Annotated in this window: 19 protein-coding genes; 14 read left to right on the forward strand and 5 right to left on the reverse strand. The window is 54.9% G+C overall.

Annotated features, from left to right (window positions below):
- Positions 1–96: 96 nt before the first annotated feature.
- Positions 97–894, reverse strand: coding sequence for a DUF5694 domain-containing protein (locus J0A66_RS09285; RefSeq protein WP_206573520.1), 798 nt, complete (start codon positions 892–894; stop codon positions 97–99).
- 401 nt (positions 895–1,295) lie between these two features.
- On the opposite strand from J0A66_RS09285, the gene J0A66_RS09290 reads away from it, so the two are divergent.
- The 5 genes from J0A66_RS09290 (at position 1,296) to J0A66_RS09310 (ending at position 6,632) form a co-directional block, all read left to right on the forward strand.
- Positions 1,296–2,231, forward strand: a complete 936-nt coding sequence (locus J0A66_RS09290) for a homocysteine S-methyltransferase family protein (protein WP_206573521.1) — start codon at positions 1,296–1,298, stop codon at positions 2,229–2,231.
- Between the two features lie 21 nt (positions 2,232–2,252).
- On the forward strand, positions 2,253–3,140 hold the full coding sequence (locus J0A66_RS09295) for an alpha/beta hydrolase family protein (RefSeq protein ID WP_206573522.1): 888 nt from the start codon (positions 2,253–2,255) through the stop codon (positions 3,138–3,140).
- A gap of 170 nt (positions 3,141–3,310) precedes the next feature.
- Positions 3,311–5,533 carry a protein kinase domain-containing protein gene (locus tag J0A66_RS09300; RefSeq protein ID WP_206573523.1) on the forward strand — a complete coding sequence of 741 codons (2,223 nt, stop codon included), beginning with the start codon at positions 3,311–3,313 and terminating at the stop codon, positions 5,531–5,533.
- Positions 5,534–5,594: 61 nt separating this feature from the next.
- Positions 5,595–6,209 (forward strand): GNAT family N-acetyltransferase, encoded by a 615-nt coding sequence (locus J0A66_RS09305; protein ID WP_206573524.1) that lies wholly within the window; start codon positions 5,595–5,597, stop codon positions 6,207–6,209.
- 66 nt (positions 6,210–6,275) lie between these two features.
- The gene (locus tag J0A66_RS09310; protein ID WP_206573525.1) at positions 6,276–6,632 is read left to right on the forward strand and encodes a hypothetical protein; all 357 of its coding nucleotides are present in this window, start codon (positions 6,276–6,278) and stop codon (positions 6,630–6,632) included.
- A 113-nt stretch (positions 6,633–6,745) separates the two neighbouring features.
- Here the strand turns inward: J0A66_RS09310 and J0A66_RS09315 are convergent, their stop codons facing one another.
- Positions 6,746–7,309 carry an ECF-type sigma factor gene (locus tag J0A66_RS09315; RefSeq protein WP_206573526.1) on the reverse strand — a complete coding sequence of 188 codons (564 nt, stop codon included), beginning with the start codon at positions 7,307–7,309 and terminating at the stop codon, positions 6,746–6,748.
- A 78-nt stretch (positions 7,310–7,387) separates the two neighbouring features.
- Here J0A66_RS09315 and J0A66_RS09320 point away from each other — a divergent pair, with 78 nt between their 5' ends.
- The 7 genes from J0A66_RS09320 to J0A66_RS09350 all read left to right on the forward strand — a co-directional run bounded on the left by J0A66_RS09320 (position 7,388) and on the right by J0A66_RS09350 (position 12,556).
- Complete coding sequence (locus J0A66_RS09320) at positions 7,388–8,191, forward strand: metallophosphoesterase (RefSeq protein WP_206573527.1); 804 nt, start codon at positions 7,388–7,390, stop codon at positions 8,189–8,191.
- A 116-nt stretch (positions 8,192–8,307) separates the two neighbouring features.
- Complete coding sequence (locus J0A66_RS09325; protein ID WP_206573528.1) at positions 8,308–8,679, forward strand: hypothetical protein; 372 nt, start codon at positions 8,308–8,310, stop codon at positions 8,677–8,679.
- A gap of 115 nt (positions 8,680–8,794) precedes the next feature.
- Complete coding sequence (locus tag J0A66_RS09330) at positions 8,795–9,145, forward strand: putative periplasmic lipoprotein (protein WP_206573529.1); 351 nt, start codon at positions 8,795–8,797, stop codon at positions 9,143–9,145.
- Positions 9,146–9,335: 190 nt separating this feature from the next.
- The gene (locus J0A66_RS09335; RefSeq protein ID WP_206573530.1) at positions 9,336–9,884 is read left to right on the forward strand and encodes an RNA polymerase sigma factor; all 549 of its coding nucleotides are present in this window, start codon (positions 9,336–9,338) and stop codon (positions 9,882–9,884) included.
- Positions 9,869–10,609, forward strand: coding sequence for an anti-sigma factor (locus tag J0A66_RS09340; protein ID WP_206573531.1), 741 nt, complete (start codon positions 9,869–9,871; stop codon positions 10,607–10,609). Before J0A66_RS09335 ends, J0A66_RS09340 begins: the two co-directional genes overlap by 16 nt.
- A gap of 30 nt (positions 10,610–10,639) precedes the next feature.
- Complete coding sequence (locus J0A66_RS09345) at positions 10,640–11,881, forward strand: alginate export family protein (protein ID WP_206573532.1); 1,242 nt, start codon at positions 10,640–10,642, stop codon at positions 11,879–11,881.
- Positions 11,882–11,929: 48 nt separating this feature from the next.
- Positions 11,930–12,556 carry a leucine-rich repeat domain-containing protein gene (locus tag J0A66_RS09350; RefSeq protein ID WP_206573533.1) on the forward strand — a complete coding sequence of 209 codons (627 nt, stop codon included), beginning with the start codon at positions 11,930–11,932 and terminating at the stop codon, positions 12,554–12,556.
- A gap of 18 nt (positions 12,557–12,574) precedes the next feature.
- Here J0A66_RS09350 and J0A66_RS09355 read toward each other — a convergent pair whose 3' ends face one another.
- The 3 genes from J0A66_RS09355 to J0A66_RS09365 are packed head-to-tail and all read right to left on the reverse strand — an operon-like array spanning position 12,575 to position 16,345.
- Positions 12,575–13,663, reverse strand: a complete 1,089-nt coding sequence (locus J0A66_RS09355) for a hypothetical protein (protein WP_206573534.1) — start codon at positions 13,661–13,663, stop codon at positions 12,575–12,577.
- Positions 13,647–14,438 (reverse strand): hypothetical protein, encoded by a 792-nt coding sequence (locus J0A66_RS09360; RefSeq protein ID WP_206573535.1) that lies wholly within the window; start codon positions 14,436–14,438, stop codon positions 13,647–13,649. The genes J0A66_RS09355 and J0A66_RS09360 overlap by 17 nt, the downstream gene beginning before the upstream one ends.
- 50 nt (positions 14,439–14,488) lie before the next feature.
- Complete coding sequence (locus tag J0A66_RS09365) at positions 14,489–16,345, reverse strand: hypothetical protein (RefSeq protein WP_206573536.1); 1,857 nt, start codon at positions 16,343–16,345, stop codon at positions 14,489–14,491.
- Between the two features lie 333 nt (positions 16,346–16,678).
- Between J0A66_RS09365 and J0A66_RS09370 the strand changes: the two genes are divergently transcribed.
- Together J0A66_RS09370 and J0A66_RS09375 are read left to right on the forward strand one after the other, a co-directional pair.
- Entirely contained in the window at positions 16,679–17,530 is an 852-nt protein-coding gene (locus tag J0A66_RS09370) for a substrate-binding periplasmic protein (protein ID WP_206573537.1), read from the forward strand.
- A gap of 81 nt (positions 17,531–17,611) precedes the next feature.
- Positions 17,612–18,553 carry a PfkB family carbohydrate kinase gene (locus J0A66_RS09375; protein WP_206573538.1) on the forward strand — a complete coding sequence of 314 codons (942 nt, stop codon included), beginning with the start codon at positions 17,612–17,614 and terminating at the stop codon, positions 18,551–18,553.
- Positions 18,554–18,574: the final 21 nt, after the last annotated feature.

Raw genomic sequence — 18,574 nt, forward strand, 5'->3', positions numbered from 1 at the left:
GTGCGGGCCAAAAGCTTGCCCGCATCAGGTATATATACGGATTAACAGATTAAATTGTGCCGGTAACGCAGACAGTATCTGGTATTGGCGTGCCAATTACAGGTACTCCTGTATGCTCACCTCACGCCTTTGATCATCCAACGCCAGCAAATCACGAAGAATGGCAATATGTCCCTGACCTCCCAGGGCAAACACCCGGCTGCCGGGTATAGCATGACGCTGGATATTGGCGTACATACGAAAGTTACGGTGCCACCAGCTAGCAGCCGCGTCTGCGCCCTCAAAATTTTCGCCGGCGCCCAGATGATTGGTGCTCAGATACAGTGCCTTGTTCAGGCGATCCCGCTCTGCATTGTTGTGGATCTGTAGCAGGGCCTGCAGCGTCATGCTGGCATGCTCCCTGGCCAGAAGGCTGGTGATCTCGGCGATTTTTTGCTGAAAGATGACCTGCTCTTTTGGGTAGTGGGCTGCCATCAGCTCAAACAGGGGCTTAGCCGCCCACTGTATCTGCCTTTCGTCGAATCCTTCTACCCGCTTGAGATTGGCGGCCATGGCGATACGAAAGCCCAGCTGATAGATCTCATTGGCCGGCAGGGTGAAGTGGCCGGCCAGATACGCCTGGTATTGTGCATTGATGCGCTCATCGTCCTGTGGCGCATATTCAAGCAACACGGGAGTGGGCTGAAAATCGGCGATTCTTGCTGCCAGTGCTTGCAGGTATTGCTGACTGGCGCTGCTCATCACATCGATTTGGTCTGTCTTGACCATATCGGCGCCAGGGTTGGCAAAATGAAAGCTGCCCATGAACAGCACCTGGGCTTTATCGGTATTGGCCTGGACCATGCCGGTATGTATGAAAAACAGAAGAATCAGTAGTCGGGGGATAAGGGTCATTGGCAATAGTCCTGCAGATTAAAGTCAAGGCAAACTCTTTAAATCCTGTATACGTAAAGCCAGCAAATAAACGGCCAGAATCACGCAGCTTCGTTCAGCGAAAAAATGAGCTGGGTAAGGTGCCTGTTTACTTCGCTGGGGCGTTGTGCCAGCTGGGCACATTGCCCTTGGCTCCCCAGGCGCAGGTAGTAAGGATGGCCAGGTTTCCTGCAAAATCCAGCAGCATAAGCTCTATTTCCCTTAGGCTTAGCGATAGCAGCCTGGTGGGCGGTGGAGAGTTGGCACAACTGAGGCTCCCTTTGCGTATAGCTAGTGACGAAACAGACAGACGGGGTAGTGACCTGATGGCAGAGACACCGTCCCCTGTTAGCCACTGAAATCTCAATTATACGGAGCGTGCCATGCCGGCGAATCAATCAGTCTTTGCAAACAATCTGATGTATCTGACAGATGGTGGACTGGAAACCACCCTGATCTTTCACGAGCAGTGTGAACTTCCCTGCTTTGCGTCCTTTATCTTGCTGGAAACCCCCCAGGGGCGCGAACAGCTTTACAAGTATTACCGGGAATATCTGGAACTCTACCAGGGCAGAGAATGCGGTTTTGTGCTGGAAACACCCACCTGGCGTGCCAACCGGGATTGGGCCAGAAAGCTTGGTTACGACGAAGAGCAGACAGACAGGTTCAATATTGAAGCGGTGGGTATTTTCCGGGAACTGGCCAAGGAGTACGAAAAACCGGGCTTTCCCATTCTGATCAGCGGCAATATCGGACCCAGGGGCGATGGTTATGTATCTGGAAAGATCATGTCGGTCCGGGAGGCGGAAGAATATCATAGTGACCAGATCAAGGCTTTCAAGAGGGCTGGGGCCGATCTGGTCACCGCCGTGACTATCAATTATCCTCAGGAAGCGATCGGGATCATCAACGCCGCCGTCAAACAGGATATTCCGGTGGTGATCGCCTTCACCGTGGAAACAGACGGGCGCTTGCCATCCGGCATGTCCCTGCAGGAAGCCATTGAAGAAACCGACAAGGTGACCCATGGCGCCTGCCTGCACTTTATGGTTAATTGCGCCCATCCCAGTCACTATCTGCAACCGGTTATCCGCGGTGGCGCCTGGCTGGATCGTATTGGCGGGGTCCGATCCAACGCTTCGGTGCTCAGTCACGCAGAACTGGATGAAGCCGAAGTGTTAGATGAAGGAAATCCACAGGAATTTGCTCTCCTGCATCAGGTTTTTGCCCAGCGTCTGCCCAATCTTAAGGTGTTCGGCGGTTGTTGTGGTACTGACTGCCGGCATGTGCAGGCCCTTGCCGAGACTTTTTTATATTAAGCTCAAGCGATGGTGGAAATGATGATTGAACCCAGACAGGTGCAACTGAAGTGCGAAGACGGGGTGGTAGTGCAAGGCACTCTGTTTAGCCCGGCGCAAGCGGCCAAAGCCTCAGTGCTATTGCTGCCCGGGGTAGGGATTAGTCAGCCGCTCTACCGTCCCTTCGCCCGATATCTGGCACACCGGGGCTATCAGGTTCTCACTCTGGATTACCGGGGTATCGGTCAGTCCTTTCTGGCAGATCTCAAACCCAGTCAGGCAAGTCTGAGCGCCTGGGCGAAAATGGATGCAGTGGCGGGCTTCCATTACCTGCAGAGTCTGGACGGCCAGGCCCCCTTGATATTTGCTCATTCATTTGGCGGCCAGGCCCTGTGTGTCGCTGATGCCCTTGGCAGCGCGCGGGGAGTCGTCATGGTGGCCAGCCAGTCCGGTTACTGGCGGCATTGGCAGGGCCTGGGACGATTAAAACTCTGGTTCTTCTGGCATCTGTATTTGCCCTTTATCAGTCGGCTGGGAAGCTATACGCCGTCCACCCTTTTGTTTAAGGGACGCTTACCCGCCGGAGTCGCCAGCGAATGGGCGAAATGGGGGCGGCACCCACACTACCTGAAGGGTTACCAGCACTCGGTGACTGACCAATTGCTTAATACGGAAGTTCCGATTATCGCCTATGCGTTCAGCGACGATGACTTTGCTCCACCAGATGCCGCCAAAGCACTCTGGCAGTGGTTTCCACAGCGCTGCCTGCAAAGCCACGTTCTGACACCTGATGAGCTTTCTGTGCCCAGGATTGGTCATTTCTCTGCCTTTAACCCATCCTTCGAGAATAGCCTGTGGCGACGCTGGACTGACGACTTCGACAGCCTCCTCAGCCAGGGCTTATCAACAGCCTGCTCGCAAAGGACTTAAAACACCCCTATCACAATGAATTGGTTTTTCTAAAAATTATCTTAGATCAAATAGCTATGTGGCAATTGGCACATTTTTCGATTTGGATTGACGACGGACACAACCAGTACAAATAAGTGTCTTCCTGTCTGCAAGGGAGTAATACTGAGCTAAGACACCAGGAGAGAACCGTGAAACCAGGGCAAAACAATCTGTTGTTAACCGGCGGTGGCGATATCAGTCAGCCTTTCCAGCAAGGGGGGTGGGGCGCTGCCGAGCAATTGCTGGGCTCCCTGGTGGGTGAGTTCCGGCTGGAAGAAGTCCTCGCCGTGTCTCATCAGTCCTGGGTCTATCTGGCGGTGAAAGATGATGGCCATGTACGCCAGCAGGTGGTGGTCAAGCTGCTGGCGCCCACTACCCTGAGCCCCCTGCAACAACAGCTGTTTGAACGCGAGAAACAGCTGCTGGCCAGCTTGTCCCACCCTGGCATTGCCACTTTTATCGATGCCGGCCGGGCTGCTAATGGCTGCTCCTACATTGTGATGGAATATATCGAAGGCACTAATATCCGTCGTTTTTGCGACCGTAAGCGTTTATCGGTGGCTAAGCGTGTGCAGATGATTGTTGAGGTGCTGGATATCCTTAAATTTGCCCACTCCAGACTGGTTATCCATCGCGATTTGAAGCCGTCCAATATTCTGGTTACCGATGACGGTTATATCAAGTTGCTGGACTTTGGTATTGGCAAATTAATCGATGATGTCAGTGACGAGCAAGGTGACAACACTTTAGTATTCACCCCCCAGTATGCGGCACCGGAGCAACTGTGTAATCAGCGGGTATCGGTGACCACTGATATCTATCAACTCGGGCATGTGCTTTATCTGTTGCTGGCCGGGGCCCCTGCGTTTAACGCCAGTGAAGGCAATATGGCCGAGCTGTATCAGGCCATCCTCAACAGCGATCCGCCGCCCCCTTCTCTACGTTTCAGGCGTTTTCCTTCGCGACTGGGCCGGCAACGCATTGCCCTGCGTCGGGATGTGTCGACAAGGGAACTGGGCACTACCCTGGATACGGATCTGGATAAAATTACCCTTAAAGCCATTGAGAAGCGTCAGGAGCAGCGGTATCTGACCACCGATGCCCTCAGTCAGGATCTGCGTGACTGGCTCGAAGGCAGGCCTATCTCCCTGTCGCATCATCTGTGGACCTATCGTCTGCGCAAATACCTGCAGCGTCACCGGCAGGTGGTGGCCTTGTCCCTGCTCTTTCTCGTCCTGATGACAGGGGGGCTGGCGAATCATCTCTACCAGTTGCAGGTGGAACAACAACGGACTGAACTGCAGGCCAGAAAAGCCGAAGAGGTAGCCAGCTTTCTTACCGACGTGCTGCTGAAGATGGAGGTTGGCCTGGAAGACGCCGCCCAGCCCACCATGGCCGATCTGGTCGGGTATGCGGGGCAGCGGCTGGATGCCGCCAAGGACATGACTGAGGATGTACGCACCAGGCTGGCAGTTATCGTTGCCAATGCCCAGGGGCGGGTGCAGCAGTTTGACCAGGCCAGGCAAACCCTGGAGAAACATACCGGAGTGACGCACTGGCTAAGCAGCGAGAGCCCTGGTGATGCCCGTATCCTGCTGGAATATGCCGAGGCCATGTTTGATCTTGGGGATTATCTGGCAAGCCGACAGCTCCTCGACAAGGTCCTCCTGGAACAATCGCTGACATTGTCGTTCCCCCTGAACTACCAGTTATACAAACTGGACGCCGAGGTGAACCGCAAGCAGGGGAATTACGAGCAGGCGTTGACCAGTGCTGAACAGGCCAGGACGATTCTTGTCGAGCACAGCGGAGATGACCTGTCAGGCCGGGATATCAATAATCTGCTTGGTGGGATCCTGATCAACCTGGGCCGTTACGAACAAGCCAGCGCCGCTTTCGAACAGAGCCTGGCCCTGTCCCATAAGATGGGGCAGCAGCGTGCTTTCGGCACCCTGGTTATCCAGAGCAACATGGCGATCCTGTACAATATTACCGGCAATACCGCTCGTGCTGAGGAACTGGTCAGGGAGAGTCTGACCCAAATGCGGGAGCTTTTCCCCGATCGCTATTCCAACATTGCCACCCTGCATAACACTTATGCCATGGTGTTTAAAAAGAAAGGCGACATTACGGCAGCGATTGAACAGGTGGAGCAGGCCATTGAACTCTACCGGCGCCATTTCGGCCCGGACTATGCCAAACTGATTTCCCCTTACTCCAACCTAAGTGAGTTGTACCGCCAACAGCAGCAGTGTGATCAGGCTCAGCTTGCCCATGATGAGGGGCGGCGTATCAGTCAGGTGGCATTTCCGGACAAACCGGTACCGGATTTCGACTGCCAGAGTGTTGCCAGTAACGAAAAGGTCTACTGACGGCACAAACCACCAATGATTTGCGTAATCCAGGGTAGATAAACCCACCAGGAGATGTCGCATGGCTCAGCCCCCTGTTCATATTCGTCCCGCTACCCGGGACGACGCTCTCGATCTCGCCCAGCTCATCGATATTGCCGGTGAAGGCATTCCTTCCTACCTCTGGCAACAGTCCTGCGCGCCGGAACAAACTGCGCTGGAAAGAGGATGCCAGCGCGCGGCCCGTGACGAGGGTGCGTTTTCCTATCGCAATGCGAGGGTGGCGATCGTCGATGAACAAATGGTCGGCATGGTACTGGATTACCCTATCCTGGAGCCCACTGAGCAGGAACTGGAGCAGGTCCCGACGCTGCCGGAAGTCGTCAGACCTTTTGTGGAGCTGGAATACCGTGCCATAGGTAGTTGGTACATCAATGCCCTGGCGGTATACGCACCATACCGTAACCTTGGGATCGGCAAGTGCCTGCTGAAGGATGCGCAGCAAAGGGCCATGGAAAAGGGATGTGACCTGCTGAGTATTCAGGTTTTTTCGCAAAACCTGGCAGCGGTGGCGCTCTACCATAAAATGGGATTCAGGCTGGCCCGATCCCGTCCTGTATTGTTACATCCCTGCCCGCCTTTTTATGATGAAGACGTGTGGCTGATGATTAAACCCTGCTTCAACCCGGCCGGTTGAGAAGCGGTGTCACTCTTTGACCCTGATCTGCGTTATGAAAAAGAGATGCTAACAGGAGCGGATAAAATGTCAGTCAATAACCATAATACTGCCCATCGTCTTTCGCCTGAGGATGAGGAATTTCGGCACAGGGTCGAAAATGGCCAGTTTCCTCTGGCGGAGTTTAATCATCTTGCCCACCTTCAACTTGCCTATTGCTACCTGTTGAACCAGGATGTGGTCGGCGCGCTAGACCGCTATCGGCAAACAGTAAAACGGTTGTTGGAGCTGAATAACAAGGACCCGGGCAAATATCACGAAACCTTGACCTGTGCGTGGTTGATGACGGTGAGTCAGAGAATGCTGGATGCTTTGCATGTCCGCTGTTTCGGGGAGTTCATCAGACTGCATGGGGATTTGACCGACGTGGGGCTAATACAGTAGCACTATTCTGAGGCGAGGCTGTTCTCGGCGCTGGCCAAGGAACATTTTCTGATGCCCGACAGACAACCATTTGGTCTGTTGGGTCAACACAGTGAAAGGAGTTTCACCCCGGCTCAGCCACCGGCCAGTTTTGTTTGAATCAACGCTTTGGCTTCGTCCCAGCGCCTGTGTACCGTGCGCCGGGAGACGTTGAGCGCTTCGGCCACTTCTTCATTGGACAGGCCCATATAGAACTTAAGCTCCACAATTCTGACCAGATCCGGGTTGGCAGCTTCCAGTTCGGCCAGTATTTCATTCACCTGCAGGACCTGTTGCTCCTTGTCATCGCTGGCAGCCAGTTCTTCCGAGTAGGTCACCTCCTGAACATTGCCTCCTCGTTTCAGGGCATTCTGGCCGCGGGCAATGTCCACCATTATCTGGCGCATGGCGGTAGAGGCGACGGCAAAGAAATGATCGCGGTTGTGCCAGGTCTGCTCGTTGGCAAACAATTTGAGGAACGACTCATGAACCAGTACTGTAGGGCTGAGATCCGCGCCGTTGAACTGTCTTAGCCTGACGCAGGCCGCCCGGCGAAGCTGATGATATATCTTGCTCATCAACTGATTCTGCTCCACCAGGGATTTCTGCTGGTAGGCGTTGAGCGCCATAGTGAGTTCTTCTTCGGCGATGCGTTTCATGGACAATTCTCCAATGCCGTCACGCTTTGATACTGCTTTACGTATTAGTTAAATAACATCATACCCGGAACCAGCCATTTGCGACTACATCAATTGGTTACCCTGGACACACAAGCCGGCCGCTTTCTTGTGGTTGGCGATGTGCACGGCCAGTTTGACTGTCTGCTGAGGCTGCTCGGTCACCTTGAGTATGATCCGCACAGGGACAAACTGCTGTTTGTCGGCGATCTGATTGACCGTGGCCCCGATTCCCTGGCCTGTCTTGAGATGCTGGACTCCCCTGCCGTCTATGCCTGTCTGGGCAACCATGAACAGATGGCCCTGGACAGTATGGCCGACAGTAGCGGCCTGATGCAGGAGTTCTGGTCCGCCAATGGCGGACGTTGGTTTGATAAACTGACCCATGAACAGCAACAGTCTGTGCAGTACCTGATTGTAAGGCACATGAGTTACAGCCTGGAATTCATCTGGAAAGGTTATCGAATTGGCCTGGTGCATGCCGAATTCCCCGCTGAACTGAGCTGGCAGGATATTCAGTCTTCAGGAAAGCCAAGCAAAACCCAGCTCAATCAGATGCTTTGGTCAAGGAACCGTATTCGCGGGCACATCCGAGGCAAGATCCCTGGTGTGGACCTGTTGGTGGTCGGGCATACCATGCTCGAAGACGCCCATCTTGAGGATAACGTTTTTTATCTGGATACGGGGGCGGCCTCCATGCAGCGGGACAGCGCATTGAGTTCGCCCAGGCTGTCTGTGCTGGTGTTTGATGACCAAGTGCGTCTGTACGGAATCGATCGGCAGAAAAATATTAGCCAGTATCCACAGCCGCTAAACGACTTTCTGAAGGCCTGTGGGGGAAAGAGTAAGGTTACTATTGTGTAATTGGCACATTATTTATCCGTCCTCCGTTAGTTTACAGAAGAGGAAAACTTCTTCTGCTGGGCAATGGATCCCAGCTTGGGCTTTTCAGAAATGATGAATTAAATGAGGATGTGAAGATGCGAGTAACTGTGTTGTTCAGCGCCATGGCAATCACCCTGCTGGCAGGTTGCGCCACCGATATTGAATCCAAATATGCCAGCCTGGATAACTTGTCGGATACGGATCGCAATAACGCCCTGAAGGAATGCTTTAAGATATCCGAAAAGACAGAGCGACAGGACTGTATTGCCCATTATGCGGATCCGGCAATAGGCTTTGAGTGCGAAAGGGTCCAGGTCACCGGCACCCGGTTCGGTTCCAGGGTCTGTACGACCAAGCGTCAGCGCGAGGAAGTGGCAACTGACAGCCAGGCTGCCTTCAGCCAGGTCCAGCAAAGAAATAAATTTACCAAGGATCAAGTGGCCCCCTCGCCACGCAGAGGCAACTAGCAGCGTTGGAAGAGGGGTAAGACGGCATTTTCCGGCCAGACTATGGTCTATTTGTTCCCTCTTGTTTTGTCAAATCTTTGCTAAAGTTAGGATTTGGACAACAATGGGGAACAGAATGAAAGCTTTGCTAATGGGGTTGGCAGTGACGGTCACTTTGGCCGGTTGTGCCAGCGATCCTGAATCTAAATATGCCAGCCTTGATAATCTTTCTGACACTGAGCAGAACCAGGCGTTGAAGGAATGTTTCAAGCTGGATAAAAAAAGCCAGCGGCACGAATGCATCGCGGCCTATGCCCCGCCGGAAATCGGCTTTCGCTGCGAGCGGGTGCAGGTGACCGGCACCCGGTTTGGAGAACGGGTCTGTACTACCCAGAGGCAACGGGACGAAGTACAGACTGACAGTCAGCGATCTTTCAGCGAAGTGCAGCGACGCAACAAATTTGTAAAAGATCAGGCTGATCTGTAGTTGGAATGAAGTAGTGAGAAAGCGCCGTTGGCGCTTTTTTTATTTGTTCAGCCGCACCGGGTTGGCTGCTGCCAGCAAAGGCGAATCAAAGGAGTGGGCGGTATTTAATATCGTCTGTTGGATCGGGTACTGCAACTTTATCGTTTGGCCGACGTACTGGAAGTTGAGCATGGTATTGTTTAGGGACGGAATGGATCCAAATAACAACAGTTTGAATGATTTGCTGGCGCGCACCGCATTGCAGGACAGGCGGGCTTTTCAGGAGCTCTATCGAATGACCAGCGCCAAGTTGAATGGCGTGGCATTTTGCCTGATGAATAATGTTGACTTTGCCAATGAAGTCACTCAGGAGGCATTTATCCAAATCTGGAGAAATGCCGCCGACTATCGGCCGGAAATGGGTGAGCCGATGACCTGGATGTACGCCATTGTGCGCTACCGGGCCTATGACAGGCTCAGGGCCGACAAACGCAGAGCGGAGACGAAACAGATAGTATCCTTTGAGCCGGATGAATATGCCTCCCACGACAACGATCCCGCGGCGAACTGTGGCGTCCGGCAGAGATTGGCCGAGTGTCTGCAAAGCCTGGAAAGGAATCAGCGCCAGGCCGTGTTACTGGCCTATTACAATGGGTACAGCAGAGATGAATTGGCGGCCAGGTTTAAAACGCCGGTCAACACCGTAAAGTCCTGGTTGAGACGCGCTTTGATGAGATTGCAGACATGTCTGAGTCAATAACCCGGTACGAGCGGGAAGAGATACTGGACCATCTGGCCAGTCAGTACGTATTGGGCACCTTGCCGGTGCGAGTCAGAAAGCGGGTAGAGGGTCTTTGCCGCACCAACCTCCGGCTCAGGCAGAAGATTCAGTACTGGCAGGCTCATTTCAGTGAACTTGATGAAGCGGTGCCGCCCCTGACGCCGGCAGCAACCCAGTGGCAGGGGATTACTGAAGCGCTGTTTGAGCCCGCCCGGGACAATGACAGGCGTTCTTCGGCCCGGCAACTGATGTTCTACCGCTGGCTGAGCGCCGGTAGTCTGGTGATTGCCGTCCTATTCGCCCTGGCACTTTGGCTTCCAACCCACCGCACCGACCCGTTAAGTTATGTGGCGGTGATGACGGGGCAGGCGCAGTCCGCCAATCTGGTAGCCACTACCTATGGGGACAGTCGCCTGCTGGCCCTGGAAGTGATCGAATTACCGCCCCTGGCCGAGAATGAAAGCTTCGAGCTATGGGTCAAATCGAAAACCGACCGGCAACTGCGCAGCCTGGGCACCCTGCCCAAGGATCAAACATCCTGGCAACGGCAGTTGAGTGAAGCCCAGTGGCGGTTAATCAAAGATTCCCATTCTTTGTTGCTAACGCGCGAGGAGAGGGGCGGCTCGCCCATAGGCGAGCCCATGGGCGAAGTGGTTTCCAGCGGCTTGTGTGTGCGGCTTTCCATGTGGGAAGATAAGGTTTGAGCCAATAACAGCAGCCAGGGAAAGATGCTTTTGACCAAATTTCGTTGGTGGTTACTGACCTTGCTCAGCCTTTCATATGGTCTGTCACAGGCGCAGGAATTCAGCCATGAGACTTCCCTGCGCTGGCGGTATCATGAGGTGCGTGATCCGGTCAGGGGGGACGCCCGGGCCCATACCCTCAGGGCTGCTGTCGGCGGCCAGTGGACCCTGGACTCCTGGCTGGTGAAGGCTGAACTCGAAGGGGTGGCGGCCTTTGAGGACGATTACAACTCAGTAACTGTTACCCGTCCCACCAGCCCGATTCCCGATCCTCAGGGTCTCGAACTCAACCAACTGTTTTTGCGCTACGACAGCTCAGCCAACTGGGTTCTGGATATGGGCCGCCAGACGCTTGCCCTGGCTGAGGAGCGCCATGTGAGTCCGGCCAGCATCTGGCAGAACGATCAGACTTTTGATGCTCTGTCATTCAACTACCGCGACCTCATGCACTGGTCTTTCCAATACAGTTATCTGCATGGGGTTAACCGTATTTTCGGTTCGGATGCGGATCCCCTGTTGCCGGAAAATGACATCCGCTACGAAACAGATCCCCAACGGCCGGTGGGAGAATGGGGCCGCCATCGTCATCAAAGCCATCTTCTGCACCTGACCTATAAACATGGGCCAGGACTGTCCGTCAGCAGCTATCTGTACAGCCTGGACAACCAAGATGCGGCCATCTTCAGCACCAATACCCTGGGGCTGAGGCTGGAACATGTATTCAAGCCCGCCTCTGTTAAATATGAATACAGCCTGGAACTGGCTCACCAGTGGGATAAAGCCGACAACCCCTGGGACTACCATGCGGATTTCTATGTCATCGAGGTGGGTGCCCAGTACCAGAGCCACCAATTGAGTCTGGCCCAGGAGCGCAGAGGTCAGCAGAATGGGTTTGCCTTTATTACCCCCTTGGGCGATAACCATCGCTATCTGGGGTGGGCTGACCTGTTCAGCGGATATCAGATCTCCCTGGGCATTCGCGACACCTTCGCCACTTATCGGGGAAGGTCGGGTAAGCTTCGCTGGCGTCTGGTGGCACATGAGTTTTCCGGCCTGTCTGACAGCTTACGGATAGGCCATGAGCTGGATCTGGAACTGGCTTATCGCTTCGACCGCAAATGGGAAGGCAAAATGGTTCTGGCCAGATACTGGGCGGATCAGGGTTACCCCGGTCTGACTCATACCACGGAGGACCTGACCAGTTGGTTCCTCTCCCTGTCCTATAATCTGTGATCCCTTGGTTGGCTACTTGACAGGAGACAGGCTTTGTCAGGACGGTTAATGTTTTTCGTTCTTTGTATGTTGTCACTAACGGTGCGGGGCGCTGGTCTGGAAGGCCCCTGGGCAGACAACAGGTTGCAGGCTTGCATACAGGATCTCATGCAGCAGAATCGCTGGCAGACACCGGAGCAGGTGACCAAGATCCAATGCCACAGCATGGAGATTCAACGGCTGGACGATCTGGCCCGCTTTACCCACCTTGAATCCCTTTCTCTTTTTAACAATCTGGTGACGGAAGCGGATCTGACTGCACTGAGCCGGTTGACCTTCCTGAATCTGGCCAACAACAGATTACATAGCCTGAAGATTGCCGGGCTGGCGAAGTTGCAGAGTCTGTATCTGTTTCGTAACGAGCTAAAGGGACTGGATCTATCAGGCTTGCATTCCCTCGAAAAAATGCGGGCCATGCAGAACCGCTTGACGGCGTTGGATGTCACGCCCCTTGTCAGTCTTCAGGAAGCCTATCTTTTCGATAATCAACTTGAGGATCTGGATATCGACAGCCTGTCCAAGCTGACATTTCTGGACGTCAAGCAGAATCCTATGTCCGATGAACTTTACGATCATTATGACAGCCTGGAAGGCATTACTATCATCCATGACGGCAATGCCGACGACTGGCAGTAGTTCTGTCCGCCGGCAGATCTAAAAATAGAGGTGGGCCTGGGCAAACAGCTTCTTTGTTGAGCGCTCGGGTTGTTGCGGGATCCCTTGTGAACTTCGCCATCCCATTCTCAGTTGCAAATTGGAAAGGGGGGTATACTCCACCACCACTGAGTAACGGGTCTGCTGGTTTTCCTCTATATCCCGGTCGGGATCCAGGTACTCGGAGGTCAGCTTCAGGTTCAGGCCGGGGCGCCACTGATAATTGACTTCAAACAGTCCGGCCCATCGCTCGTTATGGGTGCCGTCCTCATGATCGACGCGAATCAGATCGGCCTCCGCCAACAACGTCCATTCCCGCCAGCTCCAGCCGCCGTAGAGGTTGACAAGCAATTCATCTGCCTGATCCCCGGGATTACTGAGCAGGGTACTGCCCAGCCTGAAACCACCCAGCAGGTATTCTCCCCTGAGTCCGTAGAGGAAGTGCTTATCATTGTTGCTGACCGCCGAGGTGCCGTTCATGACGAACAGGCTCAGGCTGGCCCGATCAAACTCCAGCCCCACTTCCACACCGTTGTCACTGCTATCGAAGTTGTAACCGCTGGTCTGGCGAACAAGGGCCTCGTCGTCTTCCAGCCGCAGACCTACAGGCGCATACATCTTGCCGGCTTTGACATAATGACCCGAATCGAACCGGTACATGAGCAGGGCTTCCCGATTGATCGCCGATCCGGGAGCCACCCGCTGGTCCAGGTAGAAAGTGAGATTGCTGGAAGGCTTGAGCGCCAGATAGAGTTGGGCCGAATCCATCCGGAAGGTGGATGCTTCTGTATCAGAGTCGTCTTGCTGATACTCAGCGTTATAACGCAGATCTCCCCCCAGGCCCACAAAATCTGTGAGGCGACCCATTTGTGCGCTCGACAGATCGGAGACCGAGGCAGGCAACTGGTTGTAGCCGAAATAAGCGCCGAACTCGTTACGCATGCCACCACCGAGGGGATTGACATGGCAGGTTGAGCACTTGGCTTGCATACGGTACGCCAGATAGGGCTCTGCCAGCCCCGTCGGGCTGAACAGGTACAAAAACAGGGCACAAAGCATGCCCGGGCCGGCTCTAGAATTGATAAACATGACTGAATGCGCCTCCCTCAAAGTGATCGCCGTCTCCGTCCAGCAGTATCCCCTGCTGGCTTACCAGATTGGCCACGGATGGATGGTTGAGTTGAATGCTGAGCCGATCTGCCCCCAGATCCTGGCTGTCGATTCCGATACGCAGGCGATTTTGCTGTGGAAAATGCAGATGCACGTGGCTTACGTTCACCAGCCTGGAAGCGCTGCCGGATTCTGCCCATACAAGCACTTGTCCTTCCTTCACGCTGCCAGGGTCCAGGGTCGTGTTGAAGGTCAGCTCCAGGCGCAACTCGTCTGCAACCAGGTTGGTTTGGGCTGTGGTGACAAAGAAACGGCTGGCCTGGGTCTCCACTATTGCTCCTTGCTCTATCCACAGCCGGAAGGATTCCAACGCCGTATCTGATAAGGGTGCCTGGCCCAGTGGCATGCGGGATCCCACCGCCGGATCTCCGCTTAGCTTCAAATAAAGAACGCTGGCAAGAGCATCTCCTGGTTCCACCCGCCTGAGACTGGGGTCGGTTACCGAATCCACGCCTATAAGGTTGGCCGCCGATTGCTCCAGGCTGTCCATGCGCAGGCCCAAGGGTGCATTGGCGCCGCTATGGCAGGTGGCACAGACAGGGGTCAGCACTTGTTGCTGGAGCTGGGCGAGTGTCGGCTGGGGGGAGTCGGGGGGCGGCGGATTATCGGCCACCGGCTGGCCCGATTCATCCAGGCCAGTGCCGTCTCCTGCCCTGCAACCCGCCAACAAGAGAAGCAAAATGAGTCTTTTCATTATTCTCTCCTTGGGCCGGCGCGGCTGGTGCCGCGCCGGTTATGGCTTTGTTAAGGCTGAGCAATCACCCAGGTGCCGTAGACGCCAGTCACATCACCCGGCTGGCTGTCACCTATGTAGAAGTACAAAGGCCAGCCTTTGTAAGTCCATTGCAGGGTCTGTTCGCCGCCGCTTTCAGTGCGCTCAATGATCTCAAACTCACCAAACGCCTGATCGCTGGAACTGGCGTACAAAGGTGGCCAGACATTGACACAGCCGGTAAAGCAGGTGGACTCACCAGAACCTTGGGTGTCCTCGAGGAAGAAATAGAGACTCAGACCTTCCAGGTCATCGGCGCTGTGCCCCTGGCTCGGTAAAACCCCTGGAGTGGAAACCAGGCCCGGCCCATGGGCCTCGTGGTTCCTTACCCTGACAGGTGTCGGGCGGGCTGCCCACCACACTGAACCGACCGCTTCACCATTGGTGTCGGCGGCGCTTTCGTCGCCTGCAAAGAAATAAAGGGGTTTGCCGTTTATGGCCCACTGGTCCAGGCCGTCAGCACGGGTGAAGATGGAATAGGGAGCTGTTGCCTGGTCCCCTGCCTGGGCCAGCAACGCCGGCCAGTTGTTCATGCAACTGAGACTGGTGCACAGGCTGGTGCCTTCGGTGTCATTGTCAAAGGTATAAAGCTGGAAGCCGCTCTTGTCCTGGAGCTGGGCGCTGAAGCTGTCATCGCCGTTGTTAAGCAGGACAGAGACTGTGCCCTGTACTGTCAGGGTGGCGCCCAAAGTCGCGTCTTCCTCGCCAATCTGGGTGGTGGGTTGCACCGCATGCCAGACCCCGCCGACACCATCGCCGTTGGCCTGACCTTTTTGGCTGTCTCCGGCGAAAAAATACAATGGCATGCCCTGGTAGGCCCACTGCATCAGACCCTCTCCCCGGTCAAAACGGCTGAATGCGCCGATATCCTCATCGCCCTCTTTGGCCAGAAAGGCCGGCCAGTTGTCCAGGCAGTCGCCGCTGCAATTGGAGATCAGTTGTTCATCATTGTCGAAGGTGTAGAGGGTAAACTGGTCCTTGTCCATCTGGGTGGGGGTCATGTCTGAGGTCGCAATCTGCACCAGGCCAGTGGCGGACAGGCGGGTGCTGTCTTCCTGCGTACGCATAATCGCCGGCTCCAGCGTCGCCAGGTGCCACAGGTTGGCCACCCCGTCGCCGTTGGCCTCTCCTGGCTGCTGATCCCCTGAAAACAGGTACAGGGGCTTGCCCCTGAAGCTCCATTGCACAAATTCGTTGTCCTGGACCTCCAATGTCAGTTCTGCCTCTGCCTTGGCCTGTGCGTCGGCAATCAGTGGGGGCCAGTTGCCCATACAGGACTCAGAAGTACAAGTGCTGGTGGCGATGGGGTCATTATCAAACAGATACAGGGAGAAACCGTCTTTTTCCTGGCGCACGGTCTCAAGTGCGTCGCCGCTTAAGGACAGAGTCCGTACAGTGCCGTTGGCCACCTGACTGGACAGGCCACCGACCTGGGCCTGTTTTACCGGCGTAGGCCGGGCAAGATGCCAGACATTATTGATGCCTTCGCCGTTGATATCGCCTTGGGCACTGTCTCCGCTATACAGGTATACAGGGTAACCCAGGTATGCCCACTGCTGAGTGCCGTCGTTGCGCGTGACCATTTGCCACTGATGCATGTCCTGACTGTCAGGGAGGGCCTGGGCGCTGTCGGCTGCCAGCAATGGCGGCCAGACTCCCGCACAACTTTCCGGATCATTGGTGCCCCCCGCAGGATCATCCTCGGCGCCAAGACATGCAGACTGGCCTTCAACGTCATTGGCGAAGAAATACAAGGACAAGCCACTTTCGGCCACCAGTATGCTGCCTTGTGTGGAATGGGCAAAAGTATCAGGAGCCCCTGTCTGCATGGGAAATTCCACTTCCGGAGGAGTTGGAGTTGGAGTTGGAGTTGGAGTGGGTGTCGGGGTTGGAGTAGGGGTGGGCGGCGTATAATCGTCGTTGCCGGAATCACTGCCACCACAACCCGTCATCAAACCTGTGCTTAATGACATGATAATTAATAGAGATAATTTGCTGAGATTCATGGTTTACCTTCCTGTTGTTGGCTGTCTTCATTGCCTCCATACGCCAACAGATCGGGAAAGTTGCAGGTGGTGTAAATTTACCTGGCGTCATTGGCGCCGGCTCTACGGGAAAATGCTGAGCTACACTGTAACCAGGTCGGTTTGTGGATTATTCAGATGAAAACCTCTCATCTGGCTTTTGTACTTGTCTGGCTGTTCTGTCCGCTTTGCCAGGCTCAGGCTTTCCAGGCTGCGAGTAATAGTTCACTCAGTCCCCTGCCCAGGCTCACCATACTGACAGAGGACTACGGTCCTTTTAATTATCTCGATGGGACGGCGCTTCAGGGATTCTCCACCGAATTGGTCAGACTGATTCTGCTGGAGTTGGGTAGTGACATCAGTCAACATGATCAGCAGGTCATGCCCTGGGCCAGGGCCTATCAGATTGCGTTGGTGCGCCCGAACACCCTGCTTTATACCGTCACCCACACGGAGCAACGGGACATGCTGTTTCGCTGGGTTGGTCCGCTGGTGCATACCAGGGTGGCCATCGTCGCCAAAAAGTCCAGGAAGCTGCGTACCGATGATCTTAACCAGCTTGCCGGACTGCTCATCGGCACCATTCGTGATGATGTAGGAGAGCAATTGCTGGTGGAAAAAGGCTTTCCCCTGCGCAATATCGTCAGTAATACCAGCGCCAGCTATGTGGTGGAAATGCTCAGGATGGACAGAATCGACGCCCTGGCCCACGGGGAGATTGCCAGCAACTGGTACTTGTCCAGAATTGGAGAGAAGCTGGAGGATTACGAAGTCATCCATACCCTGCAGCGCTCGTTCCAATACCTGGTATTCAGCCGCAGTACCGGTAAAGAACTGGTGGATAGATTTCAGGAAGCCTTTATGCGGATCAAACTGTCGGATCGTTATCAGGCGCTGATAGATAAATATCCGGCTATTTCCTACAGTCTGGCAACAGGACTGGCGCAGGCTGATGTTGCCTCGCGGGATGTGACCCCGCAGCGGAGATAGGCCGGTTTAACGCAGTTCTTGATTTATCGAGACTTAAACGATTAAGATGATACTTCCCGTAGTCCTGCCCTGGAGAATCCCGTGCGTGTCATCTGTCCCGGCGAAATGCTGATTGATTTTGTCTGCCTGGAGGCGGGTAAAGAACTGAGTCAGGGGGAGACCTTTGTCAGGAAACCGGGGGGAGCCCCGGCCAACGTGGCAGCCTGCATCGCCAGACTGGGCGGAGAGGCAAGCTTTGTCGGTGCACTGGGCAGTGACGGATTCGGCGACTACCTGTTCGGACAACTGGAAAGGTATGGGGTGGAGCGGTGTGGCGTTCAGCGGGTGGATAAGCCCACGACCATGGCGTTCGTTTCCCGCCGGGAGGACGGTGAACGGGAGTTTCAGTTTAACCGCGGTGCTGACGCCGAACTGACCCTGAGCCAGCAGCAGGTGGAGGATTTGCTGGACAACAGTATCCTGCATCTGGGTGCTGCCACTGCATTTTTGCCGGGTCCGCTCAGACAGAGCTACCTGCAACTGGCCAGACGGGCGAGACAACGACAACAAATAATCTGTTTCGATCCCAATTACCGCCAGGATCTCTGGTCGGGGAACCCGAAGCAGTTTGTAAAGGACTGCCATTCCTTGCTGGCCCTGGCCAATCTGGTCAAAGTCAGCGAAGAGGAACTGGAGCTGTTAAGCGGTGAGTCAGACCTGGAGGCGGCTTGCCAGACACTGCTGCAGATGGGGCCTGAGCTGATACTGGTTACGCGGGGAAGTGAAGGTTGTCTGCTTTGCAGTGCCGGGCAATCCCAGATGATTCCAGCCAGCAGTGTAAAAGTGGTGGATACCACGGGGGCAGGGGATGCCTTTATCGGCGCTTTTCTCTACCAGGTGGCCCGGCTGCCTGAACCAGGCGCCTATCTTGAACATGCAGCCGCATTTACGGCCTTTGCCATCAGGGTCAGCGGGCTGGTCTGCACCCGTCTAGGAGCCATGACGGCCCTGCCCACCCTGGAGGAAGTCAGCCGGCGGTCGTGATCTGTCCGGCAACAGACTTAA

Source organism: Bowmanella dokdonensis (assembly GCF_017254865.1).
Taxonomy (GTDB): Bacteria; Pseudomonadota; Gammaproteobacteria; order Enterobacterales; family Alteromonadaceae; genus Bowmanella; species Bowmanella dokdonensis.